Below are 23,007 nucleotides of genomic sequence, written 5' to 3' on the forward strand. Positions count from 1 at the left end.
CGTGCGGGTCGCGTACGCCCCAGCCGGGCGCCGGGACGCCGCCACCGCCGTGGCGCTGGCCCGGCAGGCCGAGGAGCTCGGGTTCGCGGAGGTCTGGCTGAGCGAGGACTACCTGGAGCGCGGCGCGTTCGCCGTCGCCGGGGCGGTCGCCGCGAGCACCAGCCGCGTCGGCATCGGGCTGGGCGTGATCAACCCCTGGACCCGGCACGTCGCGCTCACCGCGATGGAGTGCGCCGCGCTCGACGAGGTGTCGGGCGGCCGGCTGGTCGTCGGCATCGGCGCGAGCAACCAGGGCTGGATGGAGGGCCGGCTCGGCATCCCGTTCGCCAAGCCGATCTCCACGCTCGCGACTTACTCGCGGGCCCTGCGCGAGCTCCTCGCCGGGAAGGTGGTCCGCGGCGACGTCAACGGCCACGACCTGGACGCCGCCCTGTCGTTCACGCCGGCGCGCCGGGACGTCCCCGTGTACTGGGGCGTCAAGGGCGAGCGGGCGCTGGCCGCCGGGGCCGAGGCCGCCGACGGGCTGATGCTCTCCGTGCTGTCCACGCCGGCCTACGTGCGGTGGATCCGGGCGCAGCACCCCCGCCCCGGACTCCGGCTGACCGGCTACGCGGCGTTCTCCTGCGACGAGGACGGCGCGCTCGCCCGGGACCGGGTGCGGTCCCGGACCGCGCGGTTCCTCGGCATGCACGGTGCCTCGCCGATCACGTCCGTCCCGGGGCTGCCCGCCGAGCGGGCGACCGCGCTGCGGGAGCGGATGCTCGCAGGCGCGGACGGGGCGGACCTCGTCGACGACGACCTGCTGCGCACGTTCACGCTCGCCGGCACCCCCGACGACGTCGCCGCCGGGATGGGCGCCTTCGCGGACGCCGGGCTGGACACGCTCGTGGTCATGGACGACGGCGTGTCGCCGGCCGCGGAGGCGCTGGACCGGGCCGCCGCGTGCGCCCGCCGCGCCGGCCTGCTCGGGTGAGCAGGCGCTCAGGCGCGGGCCGGCTCCGGGTCCAGGGCCGCGCTGCCGTGCGACTGCGCGCTGATCCCCAGCGCCAGCCCCTCCACCGCGAGCACCGCCCGGGCGACGTCCTGGACCCGGTGCAGGTCGAGGCCGCTCAGCTCGGCGATGCGCCGCAGCCGGTACGACACGGTGTTCGGGTGCACCACGAGCCGCCGCGCGGTCTCCGGCACCGACAGGTCGGTCGCCAGGTGGCAGCGCAGCGTGTCGACCAGGTGCTCGTGCCCGGCGAGCGGCCGCAGGTACCGGTCCTGCAGGTTCACCACCATGCGGGGGTCCCGCATGGCCAGCACCTCCAGCAGCACGTCGGCGAACAGCAGCACCTCGCGGACGGCACCGCGGTGCCGCCCGACCTGCAGCGCGCCGATGGCCTGCCGGCAGGAGCCGCCGACCTTCGCCAGCCCGCGCCGGGGCTCACCCACCGCGCCGAGCGCCGCGACGGCGATCCGGCGACCGTCCAGCCCCGTCGCGAGCCGCGCGGCGAGGTCGGCGACCGGCCCGTCCCACGGCACAGCGAGCACCACCACCGGCGCCTCGCCGTCCCGGCGCACGACGCCGGACATCGGGGCGCGGCCGGTGACCGCATGCAGGTGCGCGACCGCGTGGTGCCGCACCTCCGCCACCTGCTCGGGGTCCACGCCGTCGTCGTCGTGCTCGGCCGCCGCCAGGCCGAGCGCCACGCCGACCACCCGGGTGTCGTCGTCGACGCCCAGCCCCAGCGTCCGCACCAGCCGGGCCAGGTCCGCCGGGTCGATCGGCTCCCCCGTGACCAGGCGGTTCATCAGGTCCGGCTCGGTCAGCACGGTGCGCGTCGCGATGCGCTGCTGCATCTGCGCGTACGTGCGGAGCATCGCGCCCTCGAGCTGGTCCAGGATCGCGACGATCTGCTGCTGCCCGGCGCGCAGGGCCGCCACGGGCACCTGCATCCGCCCGCACCGCGCCTGGAACGTGTCCACCAGGCTGCGCTCGGCGTTCCGGTACGACTGGATGATCGCCGCCTGCGCCACGCCCTGCAGGGCCCGGCGCTCGCCGTTCGTGGCGGCCACCGCGAGCTCCGCCTGCGACGGCGGCCGCTCCTCCATCAGGCAGACCAGCACGTTGAGGATCGAGTCCCGCACCTGCCCCGACAGGTCCCCGCGGTCCACGACCACCTGCGGGTACGCGGGGACGCTGCGCCACACCCGCTCGGTGATCTCCCCGATGATCTCCTCGAAGTCGGCGACCATCGACCGGGCCACCCGCTGCACCTCGTCCGGGATCCTCGCCATCACGCCTCCCGCCGGTCCGCCCCGCGCGCCGGGCGTCCGTACGACGCCCGCCCGGGCGTCATCGTCCCCGCTCCAGATGTCCGGCCCGTTTCCTGGCCGGGTGCCCGCTTCCCCGTACGTCCGACCCTCCGGAGGACCGCATGACCGCCCAGATCGGGTTCGCTGCCATGAGCGAGCAGTTCCACCCCACCGAGCTCGTCGACCTGTGCCGCACGGCCGAGGTCGCCGGCTTCCGCGGCACCATGGCCGCCGACCACTTCCAGCCGTGGGTGCCCGCCCAGGGCCACGCCCCGTTCGTGTGGAACCTGCTGACCGCGGTGGGCGCCGCCACCACGTCGGACCTCGGGCCGGGCGTCACGTGCCCGTCGTTCAAGATGCACCCCGCGATGGTCGCCCAGGCGTCCGCCACCCTCGCCGCGATGTACCCCGGACGGCACTGGCTCGGCCTCGGCTCCGGCGAGGCCCTGAACGAGCACGTCGTCGGCGGCTACTGGCCCGAGGCGCCCGAGCGCCTGCGCCGGATGTGGGAGGCCGTCGACATCATCAAGAAGCTGTTCACCGGCAAGGAGGTGAAGCACCGCGGCGAGTTCTTCACCCTGGAGAAGACCAGGCTGTGGACCCTCGACGACGCCCCGCCCATCTACATCGCCACCGCCGGGCCGGTCACCGCCCGGCGCACCGGCCGCGAGGTCGACGGCATCATCACGCCCGGTGCCACCCTGGAGAAGGTCGGTGGCATCCTCGACACGTTCGCGGCGGGCGCCCGGGAGGCCGGCAAGGACCCCGATGCCATGCCGAAGATCCTGCAGCTGCACCTGTCCTGGGCGCCGACCCGGGAAGAAGCCGTCGCGAACGCGATGACCGAGTGGCCCAACGGCGGCATGAAGTTCCCCAAGGGCGACATCCGCTCCCCCTACGACTTCGAGCAGATGGCCCGCCTGGTCCGGCCCGAGGACTTCGAGGGCCGGATGCTGATCTCCGAGGACCCGGACGCCCACCGCGCCGAGATCCAGCGGTTCATCGACGCCGGGTTCACGCACGTGTACCTGCACAACGTCGGCCGGAACCAGCGGGAGTGGATCGACGTGTTCGGCCGCGACGTCCTGCCGGCGCTGACCCGGTGACCGCCAGGGTGGCGACAGCCGTCCGGCTGGGCCGCGGCGGGCCGCTCGTCGGACGGACGGGCCTGGGCTGCGCCTCGATGTCCGGGCTGTACGCGCCGGTCGACACGACCGCCGGGAGCGCCGACGAGCGCGAGGCCGTCGCCACCCTGCACGAGGCGCTCGACCTCGGCGTCACGCTGCTCGACACCTCCGACGACTACGGTCCCCGGCTCAACGAGGAGCTGCTGGGTCGGGCGCTCGCGTCGGCGCCCGCCGCGCTGCGCCGCTCGGCCGTGGTCGCGACCAAGGGCGGGATCGTCCGGGACGCCGAGGGCCGGATGCGGCTCGACGGGTCGCCGGCCCACCTGCGCGCGGCCTGCGAGGCGTCGCTGCGGCGGCTCGGGGTCGACGCGATCGACGTCTACTCCCTGCACCGGCTCGACCCGCGGGTACCCGTCGAGGAGTCGGTCGGCGCGTTGGCCTCGCTCGTCGCCGAGGGCAAGGTCCGGTCGATCGGGCTGTGCGAGGCCCCCGCCGACGTGGTGCGCCGCGCGCACGCCGTGCACCCGCTGGCGGCCGTGCAGACCGAGTACTCGCTGGTCGCGCGCGACGTCGAGGACACCGTGCTGCCGACCCTGCGCGACCTCGGGATCGCGCTGGTGGCGTACGCGCCGCTCGGGCGCGGGCTGCTGACGGGCACCGTCCGGGACGCGTCCGCGCTGGCCGACGGCGACTTCCGGCGGAGCATCCCGCGGTTCGGGGCCGACGCGCTGCCGGCCAACCTGCGCCTGGCGGACGCCGTCGCGACGCTGGCCGCGGAGCGCGGGTGCACACCGGCACAGCTCGCGCTGGCGTGGGTGCTGGCGCAGGGGGACGACGTGGTGCCGATCCCGGGGACGCGACGGCGCGAGAGGCTGCGGGAGAACGCCGGGGCCGGGGCGGTCGCGCTCGGGACCGCCGACCTCGACGCGCTGGCCCGGGCCGTCGACCCGGCGGCGGTGGTCGGCGGGCGGCACTCGGCCCGAGGTGCGCGGGTCTGAGGCGCCGTCCGGGCTAGCGGGACCGCGGCACGGCGAGCTCCGCGCGCGCGCCGACCGGGACCCGGAGCCGGGAGGGCAGCGCCCGCTCCACCCGCGCGGCCGCGGCGACGACCCCGGCCAGCACCACCCCCGCCGCCCCGAGGTACGCCGCACGTGACGTCCACCAGTCCCACGTCCACGGCTCCGGCAGCACCTCTCCCACGCCCAGCAGCACCACGCCCGCCACGGCGAACATCGCCGTCAGGTGCCACAGGTACAGCCCCATCGACCGGGCGCCGACCCAGGCGACGACCCGCGAGCGCCCCGCCCACGCCGCCAGCGCGTCCCGGACCAGCAGCACCCCGGCGACCTGCGCCACGGCGAACCCGACGACGGGCGCGGTCGGCGGCGCGAGGTTGGACATCGCGTCGCCCGGCATGCCGATCAGCGCCACCGGGTACGGCCCGGTCGCCAACAGAAGCACGGTGGCGCCGAGGCCCAGGACGGTGAGCAGCGCGAGCACCCGGCGCTCGGGCACCTCGTCGGCGCGCCGCGGCCGGACCCGCCGCTCCGCGTACACCAGGCCACCCAGGTAGGGCACCGCCCACACCAGCAGGATGTTCGGCGCCCCGGGCAGCGCCACCTCCTCGGAGAACCGCAGCAGGTCCACGACCAGGGGCAGCGCGGCCGCGACGAGCAGCACCCGCGCCGGACCCCACGGGCGCAGCGTCCGCAGCAGCAGCGGGGTGAGCGCGAGCAGGCCGAGCTGCACGCCGAGGAACCACAGCGGCTGCGGCGCGATGCGGGCCACCCGGTCGACGGCCGCCTCCGGCACCCCGACCGCCGGCAGCGCCACGACCAGCGCCGCCCACACGCCGGCGAAGACCGCGACCGGGCGGGCCATCCGCAGCAGCCGGACCCCGGCGAACCGCCACCCGGGGTCGTCCGGGTGCCGGACCAGGTCGTAGCGGGCCGCGGCGCCCGCGGCGAAGAACAGCAGCGGCAGCGGCTGCAGCCAGGTGAGCAGCCACGCCCCGCCGTGCGACAGCGCGTTGCCGACGACGAGCTCCCGGCCGTCCCACGTGGCCTCGACCATCAGCCAGTGCAGCGCCACGACCAGGACCGTGCCGAGAGCGCGGACGCCGTCGACGAACGGGTCGCGGCGCGCGCGTCGTCCTGGGCCTGCCGCGGGAGCTCGGGCAGGCAGCGTGTTGGTCTCGGCCGCGAGCCGGCGGGTGGGGACGGGCAGGACGGTCGACATGGCGGCGCTCCCGGGGGGACCGCACGGGGGTCCGCGCGGGCGCCCGGCGATCGGGCACAGCACCAGCCTGTCGAGCGTCGCCGCTGGTCAGAACGGGCTCAGCCCCCGACCTGCTCGGCGGTCATCCCGACGACGGACGGGGGTTCTCCCCCGTCGTGCCCGCCGGCGGCGTCGTGCGCCCGCGCTGGAGGACCACGACGAGCAGCCCGCCCGCGAGCAACGCTGCCCCGACCGCGATCAGCGCCGAGGTGCCGTGGGCGAGCACCGCGAACACCTCCGGAGCCGCCCACAGGACGGCGTCGTACAGCGACCTCGCGTACAGGGAGGAGGCGAACCCCACCAGGACCAGCACGAGGCCGGTCCAGAACATCTGCCGCGCGGTGAGCCGGGGCACCGCGGCGCCTACCGCTCCCCCGCGGCGGGCGGACCCGCCTGCGCCGCGGGCGGGGCGGGCGGGGCGGGCGGCGCGGCGCGCGGGGCGGGCGGCGCGGCGGGCGGGGCGGGCGGCGCGGGGGCGTACCCCGGCGCCGGGGCGTACGGGGCGCCGCCGTACGGCGAGGCGGGCGCGTACGTCGTGCCTGGCCTCGGGGCCGCGGGCCCGCGCTGCAGCGCGCCGACCACGAAGGCCCCGCCGACCATCGTCGCCCCGACGACCGTCAGCACGGAGCCGAGGGTCCCGGAGACGCCGTAGAGCCAGGGCGCCGCGTAGAACACCCGGATGAGGACGCTCTGGGTGACGAAGGCCCCCAGCATCCCGAGGAGGATCAGCCCGACCCCGGTCCAGAGCAGCTGTGGTGCGGTGAGCTTCGGCATGGCGGTGGATCCTCCCGGCGTCGGACGTCTCCACGACCGTAGCCGCCGGCGCGCGCCCGAGGTCGTCATTCGGGCACGAGGTCGTCCCGCAGGAGTGACGACCTCGTGCACGTGTGACGACCTCGCGGCCGGGGCCCGGCCCCGGGGCCTCAGTCGTCGAGGTGGAGGTAGCGGAGGACCGCGAGGACGCGGCGGTGGTCGCCGGCGTCGGGGGCGAGCTCGAGCTTGCCGAAGATCGACGTGACGTGCTTCTCCACCGCGCCGTAGGACAGGAAGAGGCTCTCGGCGATCGCGCCGTTGGAGCGGCCCTGCGCCATCAGCCCGAGCACCTCGGACTCGCGCGGCGTCAGCCGGGACACGCCGGGCTCGACGCGGGCGGCGCCCATGAGCTGGGACACCACCTCGGGGTCGAGGACGGTACGGCCGGCGGCGATCCGCTCGAGCGCGTCGAGGAAGTCCGACACGTCGGCCACGCGGTCCTTGAGCAGGTAGCCGACACCGCGCGCGTCGCCGCCGAACAGCTGCGCGGCGTACCGGGTCTCGACGTACTGCGAGAACAGCAGGACGCCGAGCGACGGGTGCTCGGACCGCAGCGTCAGGGCGGCGCGCAGGCCCTCGTCGGTGAACCCGGGCGGCATCCGCACGTCGACGACGGCGATGTCGGGGAGCCCGTCGCCGGCCGCGAGCGCGTCGACCGCGGACACCAGCGCGTCGCCGTCGCCGACGGCCGCGACGACCTCGTGGCCGCGGCGGGACAGCAGGGCCACGAGCCCGTCGCGGAGGATGACGGAGTCCTCGGCGATCACGATCCGCACGCGGCACCCCCGGTGGGTCGGAGCAGGGACGACGCGCTCACCGGGCGGCGCTCAGCGGGAGGTGCACGGTGACCACCGTAGGGCCTCCGACCGGGCTGTCCACGTCGATCGACCCGTCCACGCCCGCCACCCGGTCGGCGAGGCCGGACAGGCCGGTGCCGCCGGACGCGCCGGGCAGGCCGGGACGCGCGCCGCCGTGGCCGTCGTCACGGACGCGGACCCACAGGGCGCCGTCGAGCACCTCCGCCCGGACGTACGCGCCGCTGGCGCCGGAGTGCCGCACCACGTTGGCGAGCAGCTCGGCGACGGCGAAGTACGCGATGGTCTCGACCTCGGGCGCCTGCCGGCCGGGCAGGTCGACGTCGACGGTCACCGGGACGGGGCACCGGGCACCGAGCGTCTCGAGCGCGACCGCGAGGCCGCCGTCGAGGGCGGGCGGGTGGATGCCGCGAGCGATCTCGCGCAGCTCGGTGAGCGTGTCCTTCAGCCCGGCGTGCGCGTCGTCCAGCAGCGCGACCGTGTCGGCGTGCGCGGGGTCGACGCTGGCCTCCTGCGCGAGCCGGTCCCGGGCGTCGCCGACCTGCATGGCGACGGCGACGAGCCGGGCCTGGGTGCCGTCGTGCAGGTCGCGCTCGATCTGCCGCAGGCGCGCGGCGGCGTCGACGACCACGGCGCCGCGGCTCTGCTCGAGGTGCGCGACCCGCAGGCTGGCGGCCGTCGGTCCGAGCAGGCTGGTGCTGAGCATGCGGTACAGGTGCCCGAACCCGAGGACGAGCCGGTGCCAGATCAGGAACGCCACCAGCCCGACGCCGATGAGGATCCACTGCCGTGCCGGGGTGTCGATGAAGTAGTCGGTGCCGAACGACGCGCCGCGGTGCATCGTGCCGTCGGACGCCTCCTGCTCCGGGAGGAACCGGTACCAGTACCAGTGGGTGACCCCGCCGAGCGCCACCGCCAGGAACGCCGTCGTGGTCACGGACGACGCGATGGCCAGCGGCAGCGACAGCGCGCCGAACGCGATCCCGCGCCAGCCGGCCGCGTCGCCGAGGAGGGCACCCATCCGGCGCCAGAACCCGCGGGTGCGGCGCCGGGGCAGCGGGGCGGTGATCGCGGTGCCGAGCATGCCCCGCGCCATCAGCCGGTACAGGCCGCCCCAGATGCGTCCGCCGACGATCACCCAGCCCGCCACGAACAGCCCGACCACGGTCACCGCGATCGACGGCGGCAGGACGACGGCCACCACGGCGTACGCGAACGCGAACGGCGCCACGAGCAGCGCGAAGAGCAGGTAGCAGTACTCGCGCCAGGTGCGGGCCATGACACCGGGCGCCCAGACGGCACCGTGCGGCAGGTCGACCGTGGCGTGCACGGGACCGGCACCGCCCGGGGCGGCGGGGACCGCGTGCACGGCAGCGGTCGGGTGGGTGGCGGACATCACGTGCTCCTCGGACGGCGGGGCGCCCGCGGTCGGGCGGGCAGCACCATCGTCCCGTGCCCGGGCACCCCCGCGGCACCCGGTGCGCCCGTCGGTCCGGACGGGGGCTGTCCCCCGCTCGCGCGACGGGGATCCCGACCGTGAGGTCACAAAGCGATAACGATCCAAGAAATGGTAAAGCCGCAGGTCAGGACGGCATCTCGGCGACGGGATCGTCCCATGTTCCACCGAAAACACACGACCCGGCCTCGCATCCGATCGCTGCATGGGGCACGGTAGAGCACGACCAGATCGACGAACGGTCGGCGTGTGACGCCCGTGTCCTGGCCCTCGCGGCGCCCCCACCGGGGCTGCCGGAGCGGGGCCGTGGTGCGTCCGCCGCCGCGCAGCTGGCCCCCTCCGGGTGGGCCGCGCGGGCGCGCCGACCTCGATGCGCCGCCCCCGGCACGTCCCGCCCCCGGGACGCACCCGACCTCGCTCGCGAGGGGACGGGGCCGCGCGTCATGACGTGACGAGGGTGGAGAAGTGACAGGACTGCGCGTCGAAGGCGTGTACAAGGTGTTCGGCCGGCGGCCGAACGAAGCGGTGAAGCGCCTGCGGGACGGGGCCAGCCGCGAGGACGTGCGCTCGTGGGGCACGGCCGCGGTGATCGACGTCGACCTCGAGATCGCGAGCGGTGAGACGTTCGTCGTCATGGGCCTGTCGGGCTCCGGGAAGTCGACGCTGATCCGCATGCTCAACGGGCTGTGGCGACCGACCGCGGGGCGCGTGCTGCTCGGCGACGACGACCTCGGCGCCGTGAGCGCGAGCCAGCTGCGCACGATCCGCCAGCAGAAGGTCTCGATGGTGTTCCAGCACTTCGCGCTGCTGCCGCACCGCACGGTGCTCGACAACGCCGCGTACCCCCTGGCGCTGCAGGGCGTCGACAAGGCCGAGCGCCGCGTCAAGGCGCAGGAGGCCCTGGAGATGGTCGGCCTCGGGCAGTGGGCGGACTCGCTCCCCCACGAGCTGTCCGGCGGCATGCGCCAGCGCGTCGGCCTGGCCCGCGCGCTGGCCGCGGACACCGACATCCTGCTGATGGACGAGGCGTTCTCCGCGCTCGACCCGCTCATCCGCCGGGAGATGCAGGACCAGCTGCTCGAGCTCCAGCAGACCCTCGGCAAGACGATCGTGTTCATCACGCACGACCTCAACGAGGCCATGTACCTGGGCGACCGCATCGCCGTCATGCGCGACGGCCGGGTGGTCCAGGTGGGCACCAGCGAGCAGATCCTGTCGGACCCCGCCGACGACTACGTCGCGCAGTTCATCGCCGACGTCGACCGCACCCGCGTGCTGACCGCGTCCTCCGTGATGCGCCGCCCGGCGGCCACCGCGTTCGCCGCCGGCGGCCCCCGGCTCGCGCTGCGCACCATGCGCGACGCCCAGGTCGCCGCCGCCTACGTCGTCGACCGCACCCGCGTGCTCAAGGGCATCATCCGGGACGCCGACGCCGTCGACGCCACCCGCGCCGGCAAGGAGACCCTGGACGGGCTGATCGACACCAGCCTCACCTCGGTGTCCGTGGACACCCCGCTGGCCGACGTGTTCGCCCCCGCCGCCGAGTCCCCGCTGCCCGTGCCGGTCACGGACGACAAGGGCCGCCTGGTCGGGGTGATCCCCCGCGCCATCCTGCTCGAGGCGATGGTCCCGCCCGAGACGAGCACGCCACCGCGCGGCATCTCCGAGGTCGCGCCGGCGCCGGAGGACACCCCCGAGCCGCTCCGCGGCCGGATCACCACCGGGTCCGCGACCACCGCGGCCACCGAGACGACGGAGGTGCGCGCGTGACCGCCACGGTCCTCGCCCTGGAGACCACCGACCAGGGGATCCCCCGCCTGCCGCTCGGCGAGTGGGTGGACGTCGCCGTCGACTGGGTCACGACGACGTTCCGCGGCCTGTTCGCCGCGATCAAGTCCGTGTTCGAGGGCGCCTACGACGGCCTCGACACCGTGCTCAGCGGCCCGCCGTTCTGGTTCATCGCCGTCGCGCTCGCGCTGATCGCGCTGTTCGCGAAGGGCTGGAAGCTGGCCGTCGGCACGCTGGTCGGGCTCGTGATCATCGCGGGCGTCGACCAGTGGGGCAACGCGATGGACAGCCTCGCCCTGGTGATCCTGGCGAGCGCCGTCGCGCTGCTGCTCGCCGTCCCGCTCGGGATCTGGGCGGCCCGGGACGACCGCGTGTCGCGCGCGCTGCGGCCCGTGCTCGACTTCATGCAGACGATGCCGGCGTTCGTGTACCTGATCCCCACCGTCGTGATCTTCCGCGTCGGCGTGGTCCCCGGCATCGTCGCGACGATCATCTTCGCGATGGCGCCCGGCGTCCGGTTCACCGAGCTCGGCCTGCGCCAGGTCGACCGCGAGGTCGTCGAGGCCGGTCACGCCTTCGGGTCCTCCGAGGGCCGCATCCTGCGCCAGATCCAGCTGCCGCTGGCCATGCCGACCATCATGGCCGGCGTCAACCAGGTGATCATGCTCGCCCTGTCGATGGTGGTCATCTCCGGCATGGCCGGCGCACCCGGCCTCGGCAGCGCGGTCGTCCAGGCCCTGCAGCGCGTGAACGTCTCCCTCGGGTTCGAGGCGGGCCTGTCCGTGGTCATCCTCGCGATGTTCCTGGACCGCGTGACGTCCGCGCTCGGCACCCGGTCCCGCACGGCCAAGGCCGTCGCCGCCGCGTCCACGCCCTGACGGCCGGACCCGTCGAACCGGGCCGCACCGCCGGCCCCCACCCCCACCGACCCCCTACCGGGTGCCGGCACGATGCCGCGCGCCCACCGGAAGGACACGATGCACTCCCGCACCCGTCGCACCGCTCTGGCCACCTCGGCCCTCGGCCTCACCGTCGCCCTCGCGGCCTGCTCGTCCGGCGGTGACTCCGCCGACGGCGGCGACCGCCTGGACAACGGCGACCTGTCCACCGTCTCGATCGGCGTGCACTCCGGCTGGGACGAGGGCATCGCCGTGTCCGCCCTGTTCTCCGAGATGCTCGAGGCCGACGGCTACACCGTCGAGTCCCAGGAGGCCGACGCGGGCGTCGTCTACACCGGTCTGACCGGCGGCGACTTCGACGTGAACTTCGACATGTGGCTGCCGACCACGCACGCCGACTACCTCGAGGAGTACGGCGACCAGATGGAGCAGCTCGGCGTCTGGTACGACGACGCCAAGCTCACGATCGCCGTGAACGAGGACGCCCCGATCACCTCGCTCGACGAGCTCGCCGCGAACGCCGACGCGTTCGGCAACCGCATCGTCGGCATCGAGTCCGGCGCCGGCCTCACCCGCATCACGCAGGACGAGGCCATCCCCGCCTACGGGCTGGACGACATGGAGTTCGTGGTCTCCTCGACCCCGGCGATGCTCGCCGAGCTCCAGGGCGCGACCGACGCCGGCGAGAACATCGCCGTCACCCTGTGGCGCCCGCACTGGGCCTACGACGCCTACCCCGTCCGCGACCTGGAGGACCCCGAGGGCGCGATGGGCGAGGCCGAGGAGATCCACACGGTCGGCCGCACCGGCTTCACCGAGGACTACCCGACGCTGACCAAGCTGATCGAGGCGTTCACGCTGACGGACGAGCAGCTGTTCTCGCTCGAGAACGTCATGTTCAACGAGGACGGCGGCAGCGACCCGGCCGCCTCCGCCGCGGCCTGGCTCGAGGAGAACCCGGACTTCGTCACGGACCTCAAGGAGGCCGCGGGCGTCTGACGCCGCCGCCGCACCGCACGCACGCCCCCGTCACCGGCTCACCGGTGGCGGGGGCGTCGTCGTGCCCGGCACCGGGTGGAAGGTTCGGACGGACACGCCGACGGCGTGTCCGTCCGAACCTTCCACCCTGTGGCGACCCGAGCAGGTGTCAGCCCGCGGCGACCTCGTGCCGGATGTCCGGCTCCAGGTAGATCACCCGCGCGATGGGCACCGCCGCGCGGACGCGCTGCTCCGCGGCGTCGATCGCCTCGGCGACGTCCGCGGCGCTGGCGGTGGCCGTGACCTCGATCTTGGCGGCGACCAGCAGCTCCTCCGGGCCCAGGTGCAGGGTGCGCAGGTGGATGACCGACGGCACGCCGGCCCCGACCAGCGCGGCGCGGATCGCGTCGACGTCCTTGCGGGTGGCGGACTCGCCCAGCAGCAGGCTCTTGGTCTCCATCGCCAGCACGATGGCGATGAGCACCAGCAGCACGCCGATCGCGGCCGAGCCGATCGCGTCCCAGCGGCCGTCGTCGGTCACCAGGGTCATCGAGACGCCGAACAGCGCCAGCACCAGGCCGACGAGCGCACCGAAGTCCTCGAGCAGGACGACGGGCAGCTCCGGCGCCTTGGCGGTGCGGATGTACGACACCCAGCCCTGCGTGCCGCGGACGTGGTTCGCCTCGTGGATGGCGGTGCGGAAGGAGAAGCCCTCCATGACGATCGCCGCCAGCAGCACCACGATCGGCACCCACTGCCAGGACTCGATCGGGTGCGGGTCGGAGAACTTGTGCCACGCCTCGTACAGCGCGAACAGGCCACCGAGGCTGAACAGGACGATCGAGACGATGAACGCGTACATGTAGCGCTCGCGCCCGTACCCGAAGGGGTGCTGCTCGTCCGCGGCCCGCCGCGCGCGCTTGCCGCCCAGGAGCAGGAGCACCTGGTTGCCGGAGTCGGCCACGGAGTGCACCGACTCGGCGAGCATCGAGCTCGACTGCGTGAGCAGGTACGCGACGAACTTCGTCACCGCGATGCCGAGGTTCGCGGACAGCGCGGCGATGATCGCCTTGTTCCCGCCTCCGTGTGCCATGCCCGTCCTTCCGCCGTGCCACCGCGCGCCGGTGCGCACGAGGGCCAGCAGGCCCGAGCGGAGATGCTAGACCGGGCGGGCCTCGTCCGCGAGCAGCACGGGGATGCCGTCGCGCACCGGGTACGCCAGCGGGCGGCCCGGGTCGGTCGAGACGAGCTCGGGCTGCCCGCCCGGGCCGACGCCGTCGACCAGCGTCGCGCCGGTCACCGGGCAGCGCAGCAGCTCACGGACCCAGGGCGCGAGCCCGGTGGTGCCCGCGGCGGCGGTCACGCCTGGCCCTCCTGGCGGACGAGCGCGAGCACGTCGTCGCGGACCTTCTCCATGATGTCCTGGTCGGCGGCCTCGACGTTCAGGCGCAGCAGCGGCTCGGTGTTCGACGCGCGCAGGTTGAACCACCACTGCGGGTGGCCGTCCCAGTGCGACACCGTGAGGCCGTCGAGCTCGTCGACGACGACCGGGCCGGCGCCCTGCTGCTCGACGTAGGCCTCGACCACGCGGGCACGGGCCGCGGGGACGTCGGTCACGCGGGAGTTGATCTCCCCGCTGGCGACGTACGGCTGGTACTGCTCGGCGAGCGCCGACAGCGGGTGCGGCTGTCCGCCGAGCGCCGCGAGCACGTGCAGCGCGGCGAGCATGCCGGTGTCCGCGAAGAAGAAGTCGCGGAAGTAGTAGTGGGCCGAGTGCTCGCCGCCGAACACGGCGTCGGACTCCGCCATCTGCGCCTTGATGAACGAGTGGCCCACGCGGGTCCGCACGGCCTTCGCACCGGCGGCGGTCACCAGGTCGGGCACGACCATCGAGGTGATCAGGTTGTGGATGACCGTCGGGGTCCGGCCGGCGGCCTTCTCCCGCTCGATCTCCCGCAGGCCGACCAGGGCGGTGATGGCCGAGGGGCTGACGGGGTCGCCGTTCTCGTCGATGACGAAGCAGCGGTCCGCGTCGCCGTCGAACGCCAGGCCGATGTCCGCACCGTGCTCCACGACGGCCTTCTGCAGGTCGCGCAGGTTCTCCGGCTCCAGCGGGTTGGCCTCGTGGTTCGGGAAGGTGCCGTCCAGCTCGAAGTACAGCGGCACCACGTCGAGGGGCAGCGCCGGCAGGCCGGCACCGGTGCCCAGCACGGCGGGCGCCGTGAAGCCGCCCATGCCGTTGCCGGCGTCCACGACCACCTTGAGCGGGCGGATCGCCGACAGGTCGACCAGGCCGCGCAGGAACTCGGCGTAGGCGACCAGCAGGTCCTGCTCCGTCACCGTGCCGGTGCCGCCGGTCGGGACGCCGTCGCGGAGGTACTCGGCCGCGAGGTCGCGCACGCGGGACAGGCCGGAGTCCTGACCCACGGGGCGCGCGCCGGCGCGGCACAGCTTGATGCCGTTGTACTCGGCCGGGTTGTGGCTGGCGGTGAACATGGCACCCGGGATGTCGAGCTTCCCGGAGGCGAAGTACAGGCCGTCCGTCGAGCACAGGCCGATCGTGATGACGTCGACGCCGCGCGCGGACAGGCCCTCGGCGAACGCGCCGACCAGCTCGGGGCCGGAGGGGCGCATGTCGTTGCCGATGACCACCCGGGGGGTCGCGCCCTCGCGGGCCTCCGGCAGCACGACCACGTCGGCGAACGCCGCGCCGATGGCGCGCGCCACGTCGGCGTTCAGCTGGTCCGGGACGGTGCCCCGGACGTCGTACGCCTTGATCAGGCCGGTCAGGTCGGGGAGCGCGGGGGTCTCAGGCACGCCCGTCACGGTATCGCATCGGCGGTGGCCGGGGCGGGCGCGGTCAGGGCTTGGTGGACCGCCGGACGACCTCGTCGCGGCTCAGCGACGTGCCGTCCCCGGCCAGCGGGAACCAGGCGCGGTGCTCGCACTCGTGGCACGACACGAACGTCACGTCCGTGCCGTCGGCCAGGGCCAGGTGCAGGCGGGTCAGCCGCGTCGAGCCGCACGACTCGCAGTCGTCGGTGCCCGGCGCGTGCTCGCCGCCGGGGAGGCTGAGCGAGCCCAGCGGCGTGGCCTCCGGCTGACCCCGACGACCCTTGCGCCGCCCGGCGCCGCCCCCTGCGGTCGCCATGCCGGTCAGTCCTCCTCGCCGCGCAGCACCCGCAGGTGCCCCCGGCGACGGGTCTCGGAGTCGGCGAGGACGCTCGCGGACGGCAGGCCGTCCGGGACCGCGGCGGAGTGACGTCCGGGGGCCAGCGCGGGGCGGCCCGCCTCGCGGACCGCGTCGGCCAGCGCCACGAGGTCGTCGTGGCTCGGGCCGGCCTCGACGAACTCGGGGGTCAGGCGGACGACCTCCCAGCCCCGGGGGGCCGTCAGGCGCGAGGCGTGCTCGGCGCAGAGGTCGTAGGAGTGCGGCTCTGCGAGCGTCGCGAGCGGGCCGAGGACGGCGGTCGAGTCCGCGTACACGTACGTGAGGGTGGCGACCGCCGGACGACCGCACGCGGTGCGGGAGCACTGGCGGACGGGTCTCACGGGGTAGACCGTACCGCCGTCCGCGGCCGGGGAGCGCGCGCGACCCGCGTCATCACCCGGTTACAGTGCGCGGATGGCTCCCCGACGGTACGTCTCCGCGCTCCCGGGCGACCGGGCACCCGGTTCCCGCGGGGCCGGCGGCCCGGACGCGCAGGTCCGGCGCCGCGACCGGCGCGGCCGCGGCATCCGCGGTCCGCTGCTGCCGGCGACGCTCCCCGCGCACCGCACCCGGGCCGAGCGGTTCGACGACCTGGTGCTGGACTCGGTCGAGCGGCTGGAGGCCCGCTGGGGCAAGTACCTGGACGGCGTGGAGTTCGCGGTCGAGGACGTCCCGCCGTCGAACCCCGCGCCCTGGGAGTCCGGGGGCGTGCCGCTCGGCCGCTCGTTCCCCGCGCAGCCGGGCCTGCCGCCGCGGATCGTCGTCTACCGCCGGCCGGTCGAGTCGCGGGCGGGCGACGCCGACGAGCTCGCGGACCTGGTGCACGAGGTCGTCGTCGAGCAGGTCGCGCACCACCTGGGCCGGTCGCCGGACGAGGTGGACCCGGAGCTCGGCGACGGGCGATAACCTGACCCGGCCATGACGACGCCCAGCCCCGACCCGCGCCGCGCTCCCTCCGACGACCCCGGGGCGACGCCGACGTCCCGCCCCCCGGTCCGCGTGGTGAGCATCGTGTTCCACCCCGGCGACGAGCTGACGGACTTCACCCGGTCGCTCGCGGACGCGACGACGGCCGACGTCGAGCTGGTGCTGGTGGACAACGGCACCGACCCCGAGGTCGCGGACCGCGTCGCCGCCGAGGCGGGCGGTCGCGTCGTCCGCACGGGCGAGAACCTGGGCTACGGCGGCGGCGCCAACGCCGGCGCCCGGGGGGCGACCCAGCCGTTCCTGGTGGTGGCGAACCCCGACGTCGTGTGGGAGCCCGGCTCGCTCGACGCGCTGCTCGACGCGGCCGAGCGGCACCCCGCCGTCGGCGCGTTCGGCCCGGCGCTGCTCAACGAGGACGGCACCGTGTACCCGTCGGCGCGGGAGCTGCCGTCGCTCACGCAGGGCGTGGGGCACGCGCTGCTCGGCAAGGTGTGGCCGCACAACCCCTGGACCGTGCGCTACCAGCAGCGGCAGGAGACCGCGGGCACCGAGCGGGTCGCCGGCTGGCTGTCGGGCGCCTGCCTGCTGCTGCGCCGGGAGGCCTTCGAGGCCGTCGGCGGGTTCGACGAAGACTACTTCATGTTCTTCGAGGACGTCGACCTCGGGGAGCGGCTGCCGCGCGCCGGCTGGGCGAACCTCTACGTGCCGACGGCCCGGGTCACGCACGTGGGCGGGGTGTCCTGGAAGGCGCGGCCCGCGGCGATGATCTCCGCGCACCACGCCTCCGCCGAGCGCTACCTGCACCGCCGCTACCACCGCTGGTACCAGTGGCCGGTGCGGGTGGCCGTCTCCGTCGGGCTCAAGGCCCGGGAGCTCGTGGAGCTCCGCGCCGCTCGCTGAGGGCGCCGCTCAGTCCAGACCGACCCGGGTGCCCTCGCGCACCTGCGCCTGCGTCACCGCGGTGGCGTCCGTGAGCGGCCCGACGACCGACAGCAGCTGGCCGTCCGGCCGGCCGAGCGTGGCGACGAGGGCCCAGGCCACGTCCGCCGCGGGGTCGTCGGCCGCGACCACCTCGACGCCCACGACCGCCGGGCCGAGCTCGTCCAGCACGTCGAACGGCACGGTCGACCCGACCGGCACCTCGACGTCCTGCTCGTCCAGCACGCCCGCCGCGCCGTACGCGCGGATCGTCACCGTGGTCGTGGGTCCCGTCGGCTCCGCGGTGGCCTCCGGGTCGGGCACCTGGCCCTGGGTCGGCTCGGGGCTCGGCGTGGCCGACGGCGCAGGCTCGGCGGCGTCCTCCCCCGTCGGGACCGCGGTGAGGGTGAGGGTGCCGCGCGTCCCCGTGGGGATCGCGACGAGCCCGGTCCCGGTCGCGGCGGACGACGCCCACGCGCGCTCGAGCCGAGGGCCCTCGTCCAGCTCCCCCGCCCGGCCCTCGCGGGCGATCATCGCGCCCGCGACGACCGGCGCGCTCGACTCGACGACGGCCGTGTAGCTGCCCGCGGCGAGCCCGCCGAGCGACAGGTCGGTCACCTCGCCGGCAGCCAGCTCGACGGCCTCCGCGCCGGGCAGGGCGACGTCGCCGTCCGGCCCGAGCAGCCGCACCGAGGCCGTGGCCCCGTCCTCTCCCGGCGCCAGCAGGCGCAGCGCGCCGGCGTCCGGCGCGTCGACCTCCGTCGCGGTCACCGTCAGGCCCGGGACCACCTGCGTGGTGGCCGGCCCGACGCCCGCGGTCACCAGGTCCGCGCCGCGCGGCGTGAACCCGTCCAGCAGCGCGTCCTGCAGGTAGGCGGAGACCTGACCGCCCGCGGCGGACACGCGCACCGCGAGCCGGCGCTGCTCGGCCGCCACGCCCGGGAGCGCGAGCACCCGCTGCTCCCCCGGGGCGACCAGGAAGCTCGCGCCGTTCGCCAGGTCCACCTCCCCCGTCGGCCCCCACGCCTCGACGGTGACGTCGGCCGCGGTGGCCCCCGGGTTGACGACGACGAGGTCCGCCGTGCTCTCGAGCTCCGTGCTGCCGCCGACCAGCCACACGTCCGACGACGGCCGGGCGCACGACGCCGCCGACAGCCCGCGCAGGTCGCCGTCGGTCACGAGCGACGAGGTGACCCCCGCGACCCGGGCCGGCTCCCCGTCGACCGGGTCGGCGCGCAGGATCGTCGGGGCGGTGGGCGACCGGACCAGGCCGGTGCCGTCGTCCAGCGCCGTCGGGCCGCCGCCGAGCACGGTGAGCGCGGCGGTCCCGGACAGGACGGTGTCGAACGCCGACACGGTCTCGGCCGGGGCCACCGGCACGCGGTCGAAGGCGGAGTCGCCGGACAGCGTGTCGTCGGGCAGCTGCAGCGGACCCGGGCACACGAGCGTGGTCGCGGTGGGCGCGACGTCCACGGTGGCCGCGGGCAGCGGGTCCGCCTGGCTCTCGGGGGCGAGCACGCCGAGGGCCACCACGCCGCCCGCGAGGGCCAGGACGAGGCCGCCCGACAGCAGGCGGGCGACGCGGCCGCCTGCCGTCGGGCGGTCGGGCCGGTTCGATTCGTCCACGGTCATCGTCTCCCTGCCCGGCGGCGCCGGACCGGCAGCGCGAGCAGCAGGGCCAGCAGCCCCACGACGCCCTGCGCGACCGTCCACGTCGTCTGGTCCGGGGCGGTGTGCGTGACGACCAGCCGGCCGCCCTCCGCCCCGACCTCGAAGGTCTGCCGCCACCCGTCGGTGACCGCCCGCAGCGGCTTCCCGTCCAGCGTGGCGCGCCAGCCGCCGTCCGCGCGCTCCGCCAGGACCAGGAGCCGCGCCGGGTCACCGGCCGCGATGGTGGTGTCCACCCGCCCCGAGAGGCCCGGGACCGCGGGCACCGCGACGGCGTCCGCCGCGAGCCCCTCGGCGTCCTGGGCGCTGGTCGCGTCGGGCACGAGCCGCGCCCACGCGGTCACGGCCGCGGGCGTCGTGGCGGCCTCGGCGTCCTCGCCGACGGCCGCGGCCGACGGCTGCACGCGCCAGATGACGCCCGAGTCGCCCTCGTTGATCCGCTCCAGGCCCGGGGTCGAGTCGAGCCGCCCGACCAGCGCGGTCCGGGCGCGGCTGCGCACCAGGTCGTCCTGCTCACCCACCGGCAGCGGCGGCACCAGCACGTCGGCGACGGCCAGCGCGGCCAGGTCGGCGGACACGTCGGCGCTCGACCCGGCGGCCAGCGTGCCGACGACGCCCTCGAGCTCGACGGTGGCGTCGTCCGGCTCGGCCGGCTCCGGCTGCTGCAGGTCGCCCGTGAGCCCGGCGGCCCGGGCGGCTGCGGCCTGCTCCAGCACCTGCGGCCCGTCGCCGCGGAGCAGCTGCCACTCGACCGTGTCGCCGGAGCCGGTCTCCGTGGCGTCCGCGGACGGCGTCAGCGCGAGCACCCGCGGGGCGTCCGCCGACTGCTGCGTCTGCCGGCCGATCGCGGGCACGACGGCGCGCTCCATGGTCGTGAGGTCCGCCGCCGGGCCCTGCCGCGCCTGCCACGCCCAGCCGACCCAGGTCACGGCCGGCAGCAGCACGACCACCGCGGTGACCACCGCCGCCGTGACCTGCCGCCAGCCGAACGACGCCCGGTCCAGCCAGGCCCGCACGCCCCGGGTGCCGACGACCGCGGCGGTCAGGAGCCCGGCCATCGCCAGCGAGACGCCGGACCCGGCCCAGCCGACCACGACGACGCCGTCGTCGGCGCCCACGCCCACGCGGCCGGACACCAGCGCGACGGCGAGGCCGACGGCGGCGACGAACCAGCCCAGCCGCACGGCCCGCGCCTGCGGGGCACCGCGCAGCAGCGCCAGCAGGGCGAGCAGCAGCACCGCACCGCCGGTCGCCACCGGCCACCAGGTGACGACGCCGTCCGGCACCCACCCGGGCAGCCAGGACGGCACCAGGGCGGAGCCGTCCGCCGGCAGGCCGAGCAGCGCCGCGACCGGGGAGGCCGGGTCGGACGCGACGGGCGCACCCGGGTCCGCGAGCAGCAGCCGGACGCCGGCCGAGCCGCGCGACACCGCCTCGGCGAGCGTCGGGCCCAGCAGCACCAGCGCCGGGACCGCCGCGAGCACGACCCGCAGCCGCCGGCCCGCCGGGGCGCACGCGGCGACGACCAGCAGCGCGAGGACACCGGGCAGCAGCAGGGCGGGGGCGCCCGCGGCGACGGCCGCGAACGCGAGCGACGCGGCGGCCGCGGCGGCGACCGAGCCCGTGGGGCGCTGCGGGGCGAGCGGGGGCTCGGGCGCGGGGTCGTCGTCCGGCCGGGGCTCCGGCTCGAGGTCCGGCTCGGCGTCCGGGTCGGTGTCGGGCTCGGCGTCCACGCGGGCCGTCACCGCCGCGGCCGCAGCGGCGTCGGCCGCGGGCACCACGCGGGTGCCGCGGACCGGCGTCGCGCTGTCGGCCTCGTCGGGCGCCACGTCGTCGGGAGCGACCTCGTCGGGCGTCACGTCCGGCGCGACCTCGTCCGGCGCGCCCGTCCCGTCCTCCGCCGTCCCGTCCTCCGCCGTCCGCGCCCGTTCCGCCGCGCGCCGCCCGCGACGCCGCGTCGGCTGCTCCCCGGCTCGGGCCCAGGCCTCGGGGTCGGGCCACTCCTCGGCGTGCAGCTCGCGCCCCGGGAGCCCGTCGCCCGACGCGGTCCGCGCGGCGGTCGCGACGCCCGACAGCACCACGTCGACCTGCTGCGCACCGACCGCGCGCGCCAGCGCGAGCACGAGCCACGGCAGCGCGACGTGCACCAGCACCGCGCCGGCCCGGCCCTGCCCGGCGGCCAGCAGCAGGCTCGGGAGCGCCGCCCAGACGACCGCGGCCCAGAGCCGCACGCCCACGGAGCGGGTGGCCGCGCCGGCGGCGAACCAGGCGCCGATCCCGGCCAGCAGCACCGACCCGAGCACCAGCACGGCGAGCGCGACGGCCAGGCTGCCGCCCGCGAGGGTCGTCCCGGGCAGCAGCACGGTGAGCAGCGCGTCGGCCGGGCCGGACGCGCCGAGGCCGTCGGGCACCCAGCCGCTGGTGGCGGCGTCCCAGACGTCGCCCAGCCGCGACGAGGCGGCCAGGAGCGCTCCGCCGACCAGGCGCTCGCCGCCGAGCGTGCCGAGCACGAGCGGGCCGAACGCCGCTCCCGTGACCAGGACCAGCACCGCCGCGAGCGCGCCGAGCCCCGCCCGGCGCCGCAGCGCCAGCGCCGCGAGCTCGCGGAGCTCCAGCTCGGACGGAGCGCGGACCACGCGGCGGGCCTCGACGCGGGTCAGGCGACGGTCGCGCCACTGCTGCCAGACGGTCCGCCAGTCGGCCTGCAGCGGCCGGAGGGTGCGACGGGGCACGGTGCTGGTCCGCCGGACCGCGGCGCGGGCCCGGGCGACCGCCGCGGGCCGGCCGAGCGCCCGCAGCGGGGCCGTCAGCTCGGCGGTCGCGAGCCCGGGCTCCTTCGCGGCGATCCGGACCAGCACCCGGACCAGTCCCGCGGCCACCGCCATGAGCGCCACGAGCGGCAGCAGCGGGAGCGGCGCCCCGACCAGGCGCTGGTGCAGCAGCGCGGCGCGGCGCGCGGCGAACGAGCGGCGCGGGTCGGCGCCGTCGGGCTCGCCGTCGGCGTCCAGGTCGACGATCGAGGCGGGGTCCGTACCGGGGTCGCGCAGCCCGTGGTAGCCGGCCTGCGCGTGCCGGACGACGGCCGCGGGGACCACGACGACGCGGTGCCCCGCGAGCCGCGCGCGGCGGGACAGGTCCAGTCCGTCGCCGAACGGGCCGAGCGCGGGGTCGGTGCCGCCCAGCTCGTCCCACACGTCCCGGCGGACCAGCGCGCCGGCCAGGCCGACGCCGAGCACGTCCTCCCGGCCGTCGTGCTGGCCCTGGTCGACCTCGCCGGGCTCCATGTCGGTCATCCGGCGGCCGGACCGGGAGGTGCGGACGCCGACCTCGAGCAGGCGGGCGGGAGCGGTCCAGGTGCGCTGCTTCACGCCGGCCAGCGCGACGGACGGCGCGGCCTGCACCGACCGGACCAGCTCGGCGAGGGCGGTCGGGTCGGGCGCGGAGTCGTCGTGCAGCAGCCACAGCCACCGCGCGCCGCCGTCCGCGAGGGCCCCGGCGGCCACGGCGGCCACGGCGGTCCGCACCGCGTCGCCGAACGACCGCGCACCCGGCGCCGTCAGCAGGGTGGTCGACCCGGCAGGCAGGCCCGCGTCGCGCAGCACGGCGGCGAGGCCGGGGTCGGGGCGGTCGCCGGCGTCGACCAGGAGCACCCGGGCCGGGGTGCGGGTCTGCGCGGCGAGCGCGCGGAGCGTCGTCGGGAGGAACGGGGTGACGCCGCGGGCCACGACCACCGCCGTGACAGGTGCGGGGGTCGCCAGGGATCCCGTGACGGGCGCGCCGGAGTGCGTGGTGTCGGACATGCTCACGACATCATGCGCCCCGGCGGGCGCAC

21 protein-coding genes are annotated in these 23,007 nt (G+C 76.3%); 8 read left to right on the forward strand and 13 right to left on the reverse strand.

Going from position 1 to position 23,007, the window contains the following annotated elements; translation table 11 throughout:
• Nucleotide 1 precedes the first annotated feature (1 nt).
• Nucleotides 2-973, forward strand: a complete 972-nt coding sequence (locus ACWPWW_RS05805; protein WP_454049387.1) for an LLM class flavin-dependent oxidoreductase — start codon at nucleotides 2-4, stop codon at nucleotides 971-973.
• 8 nt (nucleotides 974-981) lie between these two features.
• Here ACWPWW_RS05805 and ACWPWW_RS05810 read toward each other — a convergent pair whose 3' ends face one another.
• A complete protein-coding gene (locus ACWPWW_RS05810) occupies nucleotides 982-2,280 on the reverse strand; it encodes a PucR family transcriptional regulator (protein WP_454049388.1) in 1,299 nt (432 codons plus the stop codon).
• Between the two features lie 140 nt (nucleotides 2,281-2,420).
• On the opposite strand from ACWPWW_RS05810, the gene ACWPWW_RS05815 reads away from it, so the two are divergent.
• Complete coding sequence (locus ACWPWW_RS05815; protein WP_454049389.1) at nucleotides 2,421-3,404, forward strand: TIGR03557 family F420-dependent LLM class oxidoreductase; 984 nt, start codon at nucleotides 2,421-2,423, stop codon at nucleotides 3,402-3,404.
• Nucleotides 3,401-4,423: an aldo/keto reductase gene (locus ACWPWW_RS05820; RefSeq protein WP_454049390.1), complete on the forward strand. Its 1,023-nt coding sequence runs from the start codon at nucleotides 3,401-3,403 to the stop codon at nucleotides 4,421-4,423. The genes ACWPWW_RS05815 and ACWPWW_RS05820 overlap by 4 nt, the downstream gene beginning before the upstream one ends.
• A 13-nt stretch (nucleotides 4,424-4,436) precedes the next feature.
• Here the strand turns inward: ACWPWW_RS05820 and ACWPWW_RS05825 are convergent, their stop codons facing one another.
• The 5 genes from ACWPWW_RS05825 to ACWPWW_RS05845 all read right to left on the reverse strand — a co-directional run bounded on the left by ACWPWW_RS05825 (nucleotide 4,437) and on the right by ACWPWW_RS05845 (nucleotide 8,726).
• A complete protein-coding gene (locus ACWPWW_RS05825) occupies nucleotides 4,437-5,663 on the reverse strand; it encodes an acyltransferase family protein (protein WP_454049391.1) in 1,227 nt (408 codons plus the stop codon).
• A gap of 121 nt (nucleotides 5,664-5,784) precedes the next feature.
• On the reverse strand, nucleotides 5,785-6,057 hold the full coding sequence (locus ACWPWW_RS05830) for a hypothetical protein (RefSeq protein WP_454049392.1): 273 nt from the start codon (nucleotides 6,055-6,057) through the stop codon (nucleotides 5,785-5,787).
• Nucleotides 6,058-6,065: 8 nt separating this feature from the next.
• On the reverse strand, nucleotides 6,066-6,476 hold the full coding sequence (locus ACWPWW_RS05835; RefSeq protein WP_454049393.1) for a hypothetical protein: 411 nt from the start codon (nucleotides 6,474-6,476) through the stop codon (nucleotides 6,066-6,068).
• A 149-nt stretch (nucleotides 6,477-6,625) separates the two neighbouring features.
• Nucleotides 6,626-7,291: a response regulator transcription factor gene (locus ACWPWW_RS05840; RefSeq protein WP_454049394.1), complete on the reverse strand. Its 666-nt coding sequence runs from the start codon at nucleotides 7,289-7,291 to the stop codon at nucleotides 6,626-6,628.
• A 37-nt stretch (nucleotides 7,292-7,328) separates the two neighbouring features.
• The gene (locus tag ACWPWW_RS05845; RefSeq protein ID WP_454049395.1) at nucleotides 7,329-8,726 is read right to left on the reverse strand and encodes a sensor histidine kinase; all 1,398 of its coding nucleotides are present in this window, start codon (nucleotides 8,724-8,726) and stop codon (nucleotides 7,329-7,331) included.
• Nucleotides 8,727-9,251: 525 nt separating this feature from the next.
• Between ACWPWW_RS05845 and ACWPWW_RS05850 the strand changes: the two genes are divergently transcribed.
• From ACWPWW_RS05850 to ACWPWW_RS05860, 3 genes are all read left to right on the forward strand, one after another.
• Nucleotides 9,252-10,556, forward strand: coding sequence for a quaternary amine ABC transporter ATP-binding protein (locus ACWPWW_RS05850; protein ID WP_454049396.1), 1,305 nt, complete (start codon nucleotides 9,252-9,254; stop codon nucleotides 10,554-10,556).
• Entirely contained in the window at nucleotides 10,553-11,452 is a 900-nt protein-coding gene (locus ACWPWW_RS05855) for an ABC transporter permease (protein ID WP_454049397.1), read from the forward strand. Before ACWPWW_RS05850 ends, ACWPWW_RS05855 begins: the two co-directional genes overlap by 4 nt.
• A 99-nt stretch (nucleotides 11,453-11,551) precedes the next feature.
• A complete protein-coding gene (locus tag ACWPWW_RS05860; RefSeq protein WP_454049398.1) occupies nucleotides 11,552-12,472 on the forward strand; it encodes a glycine betaine ABC transporter substrate-binding protein in 921 nt (306 codons plus the stop codon).
• Nucleotides 12,473-12,620: 148 nt separating this feature from the next.
• On the opposite strand, the gene ACWPWW_RS05865 is transcribed toward ACWPWW_RS05860, so the two are convergent.
• The 5 genes from ACWPWW_RS05865 to ACWPWW_RS05885 all read right to left on the reverse strand — a co-directional run bounded on the left by ACWPWW_RS05865 (nucleotide 12,621) and on the right by ACWPWW_RS05885 (nucleotide 16,003).
• The gene (locus ACWPWW_RS05865; RefSeq protein ID WP_454049399.1) at nucleotides 12,621-13,544 is read right to left on the reverse strand and encodes a cation diffusion facilitator family transporter; all 924 of its coding nucleotides are present in this window, start codon (nucleotides 13,542-13,544) and stop codon (nucleotides 12,621-12,623) included.
• A gap of 66 nt (nucleotides 13,545-13,610) precedes the next feature.
• Nucleotides 13,611-13,814 (reverse strand): Trm112 family protein, encoded by a 204-nt coding sequence (locus ACWPWW_RS05870; protein WP_454049400.1) that lies wholly within the window; start codon nucleotides 13,812-13,814, stop codon nucleotides 13,611-13,613.
• Nucleotides 13,811-15,268: a phosphomannomutase/phosphoglucomutase gene (locus tag ACWPWW_RS05875; RefSeq protein WP_454049401.1), complete on the reverse strand. Its 1,458-nt coding sequence runs from the start codon at nucleotides 15,266-15,268 to the stop codon at nucleotides 13,811-13,813. Before ACWPWW_RS05875 ends, ACWPWW_RS05870 begins: the two co-directional genes overlap by 4 nt.
• Before the next feature lie 43 nt (nucleotides 15,269-15,311).
• Nucleotides 15,312-15,602: a hypothetical protein gene (locus tag ACWPWW_RS05880; RefSeq protein ID WP_454049402.1), complete on the reverse strand. Its 291-nt coding sequence runs from the start codon at nucleotides 15,600-15,602 to the stop codon at nucleotides 15,312-15,314.
• Nucleotides 15,603-15,607: 5 nt separating this feature from the next.
• A complete protein-coding gene (locus ACWPWW_RS05885; protein ID WP_454049403.1) occupies nucleotides 15,608-16,003 on the reverse strand; it encodes a DUF3499 domain-containing protein in 396 nt (131 codons plus the stop codon).
• A 73-nt stretch (nucleotides 16,004-16,076) separates the two neighbouring features.
• Between ACWPWW_RS05885 and ACWPWW_RS05890 the strand changes: the two genes are divergently transcribed.
• On the forward strand, nucleotides 16,077-16,568 hold the full coding sequence (locus ACWPWW_RS05890; RefSeq protein ID WP_454049404.1) for a metallopeptidase family protein: 492 nt from the start codon (nucleotides 16,077-16,079) through the stop codon (nucleotides 16,566-16,568).
• Nucleotides 16,569-16,580: 12 nt separating this feature from the next.
• The gene (locus ACWPWW_RS05895; RefSeq protein WP_454049405.1) at nucleotides 16,581-17,489 is read left to right on the forward strand and encodes a glycosyltransferase family 2 protein; all 909 of its coding nucleotides are present in this window, start codon (nucleotides 16,581-16,583) and stop codon (nucleotides 17,487-17,489) included.
• Nucleotides 17,490-17,498: 9 nt separating this feature from the next.
• On the opposite strand, the gene ACWPWW_RS05900 is transcribed toward ACWPWW_RS05895, so the two are convergent.
• A complete protein-coding gene (locus tag ACWPWW_RS05900) occupies nucleotides 17,499-19,133 on the reverse strand; it encodes a DUF5719 family protein (protein ID WP_454049406.1) in 1,635 nt (544 codons plus the stop codon).
• 2 nt (nucleotides 19,134-19,135) lie between these two features.
• Nucleotides 19,136-22,975 (reverse strand): glycosyltransferase family 2 protein, encoded by a 3,840-nt coding sequence (locus tag ACWPWW_RS05905; protein WP_454049407.1) that lies wholly within the window; start codon nucleotides 22,973-22,975, stop codon nucleotides 19,136-19,138.
• Between the last annotated feature and the right edge of the window lie 32 nt (nucleotides 22,976-23,007).

Source organism: Cellulomonas sp. Marseille-Q8402 (assembly GCF_965119525.1).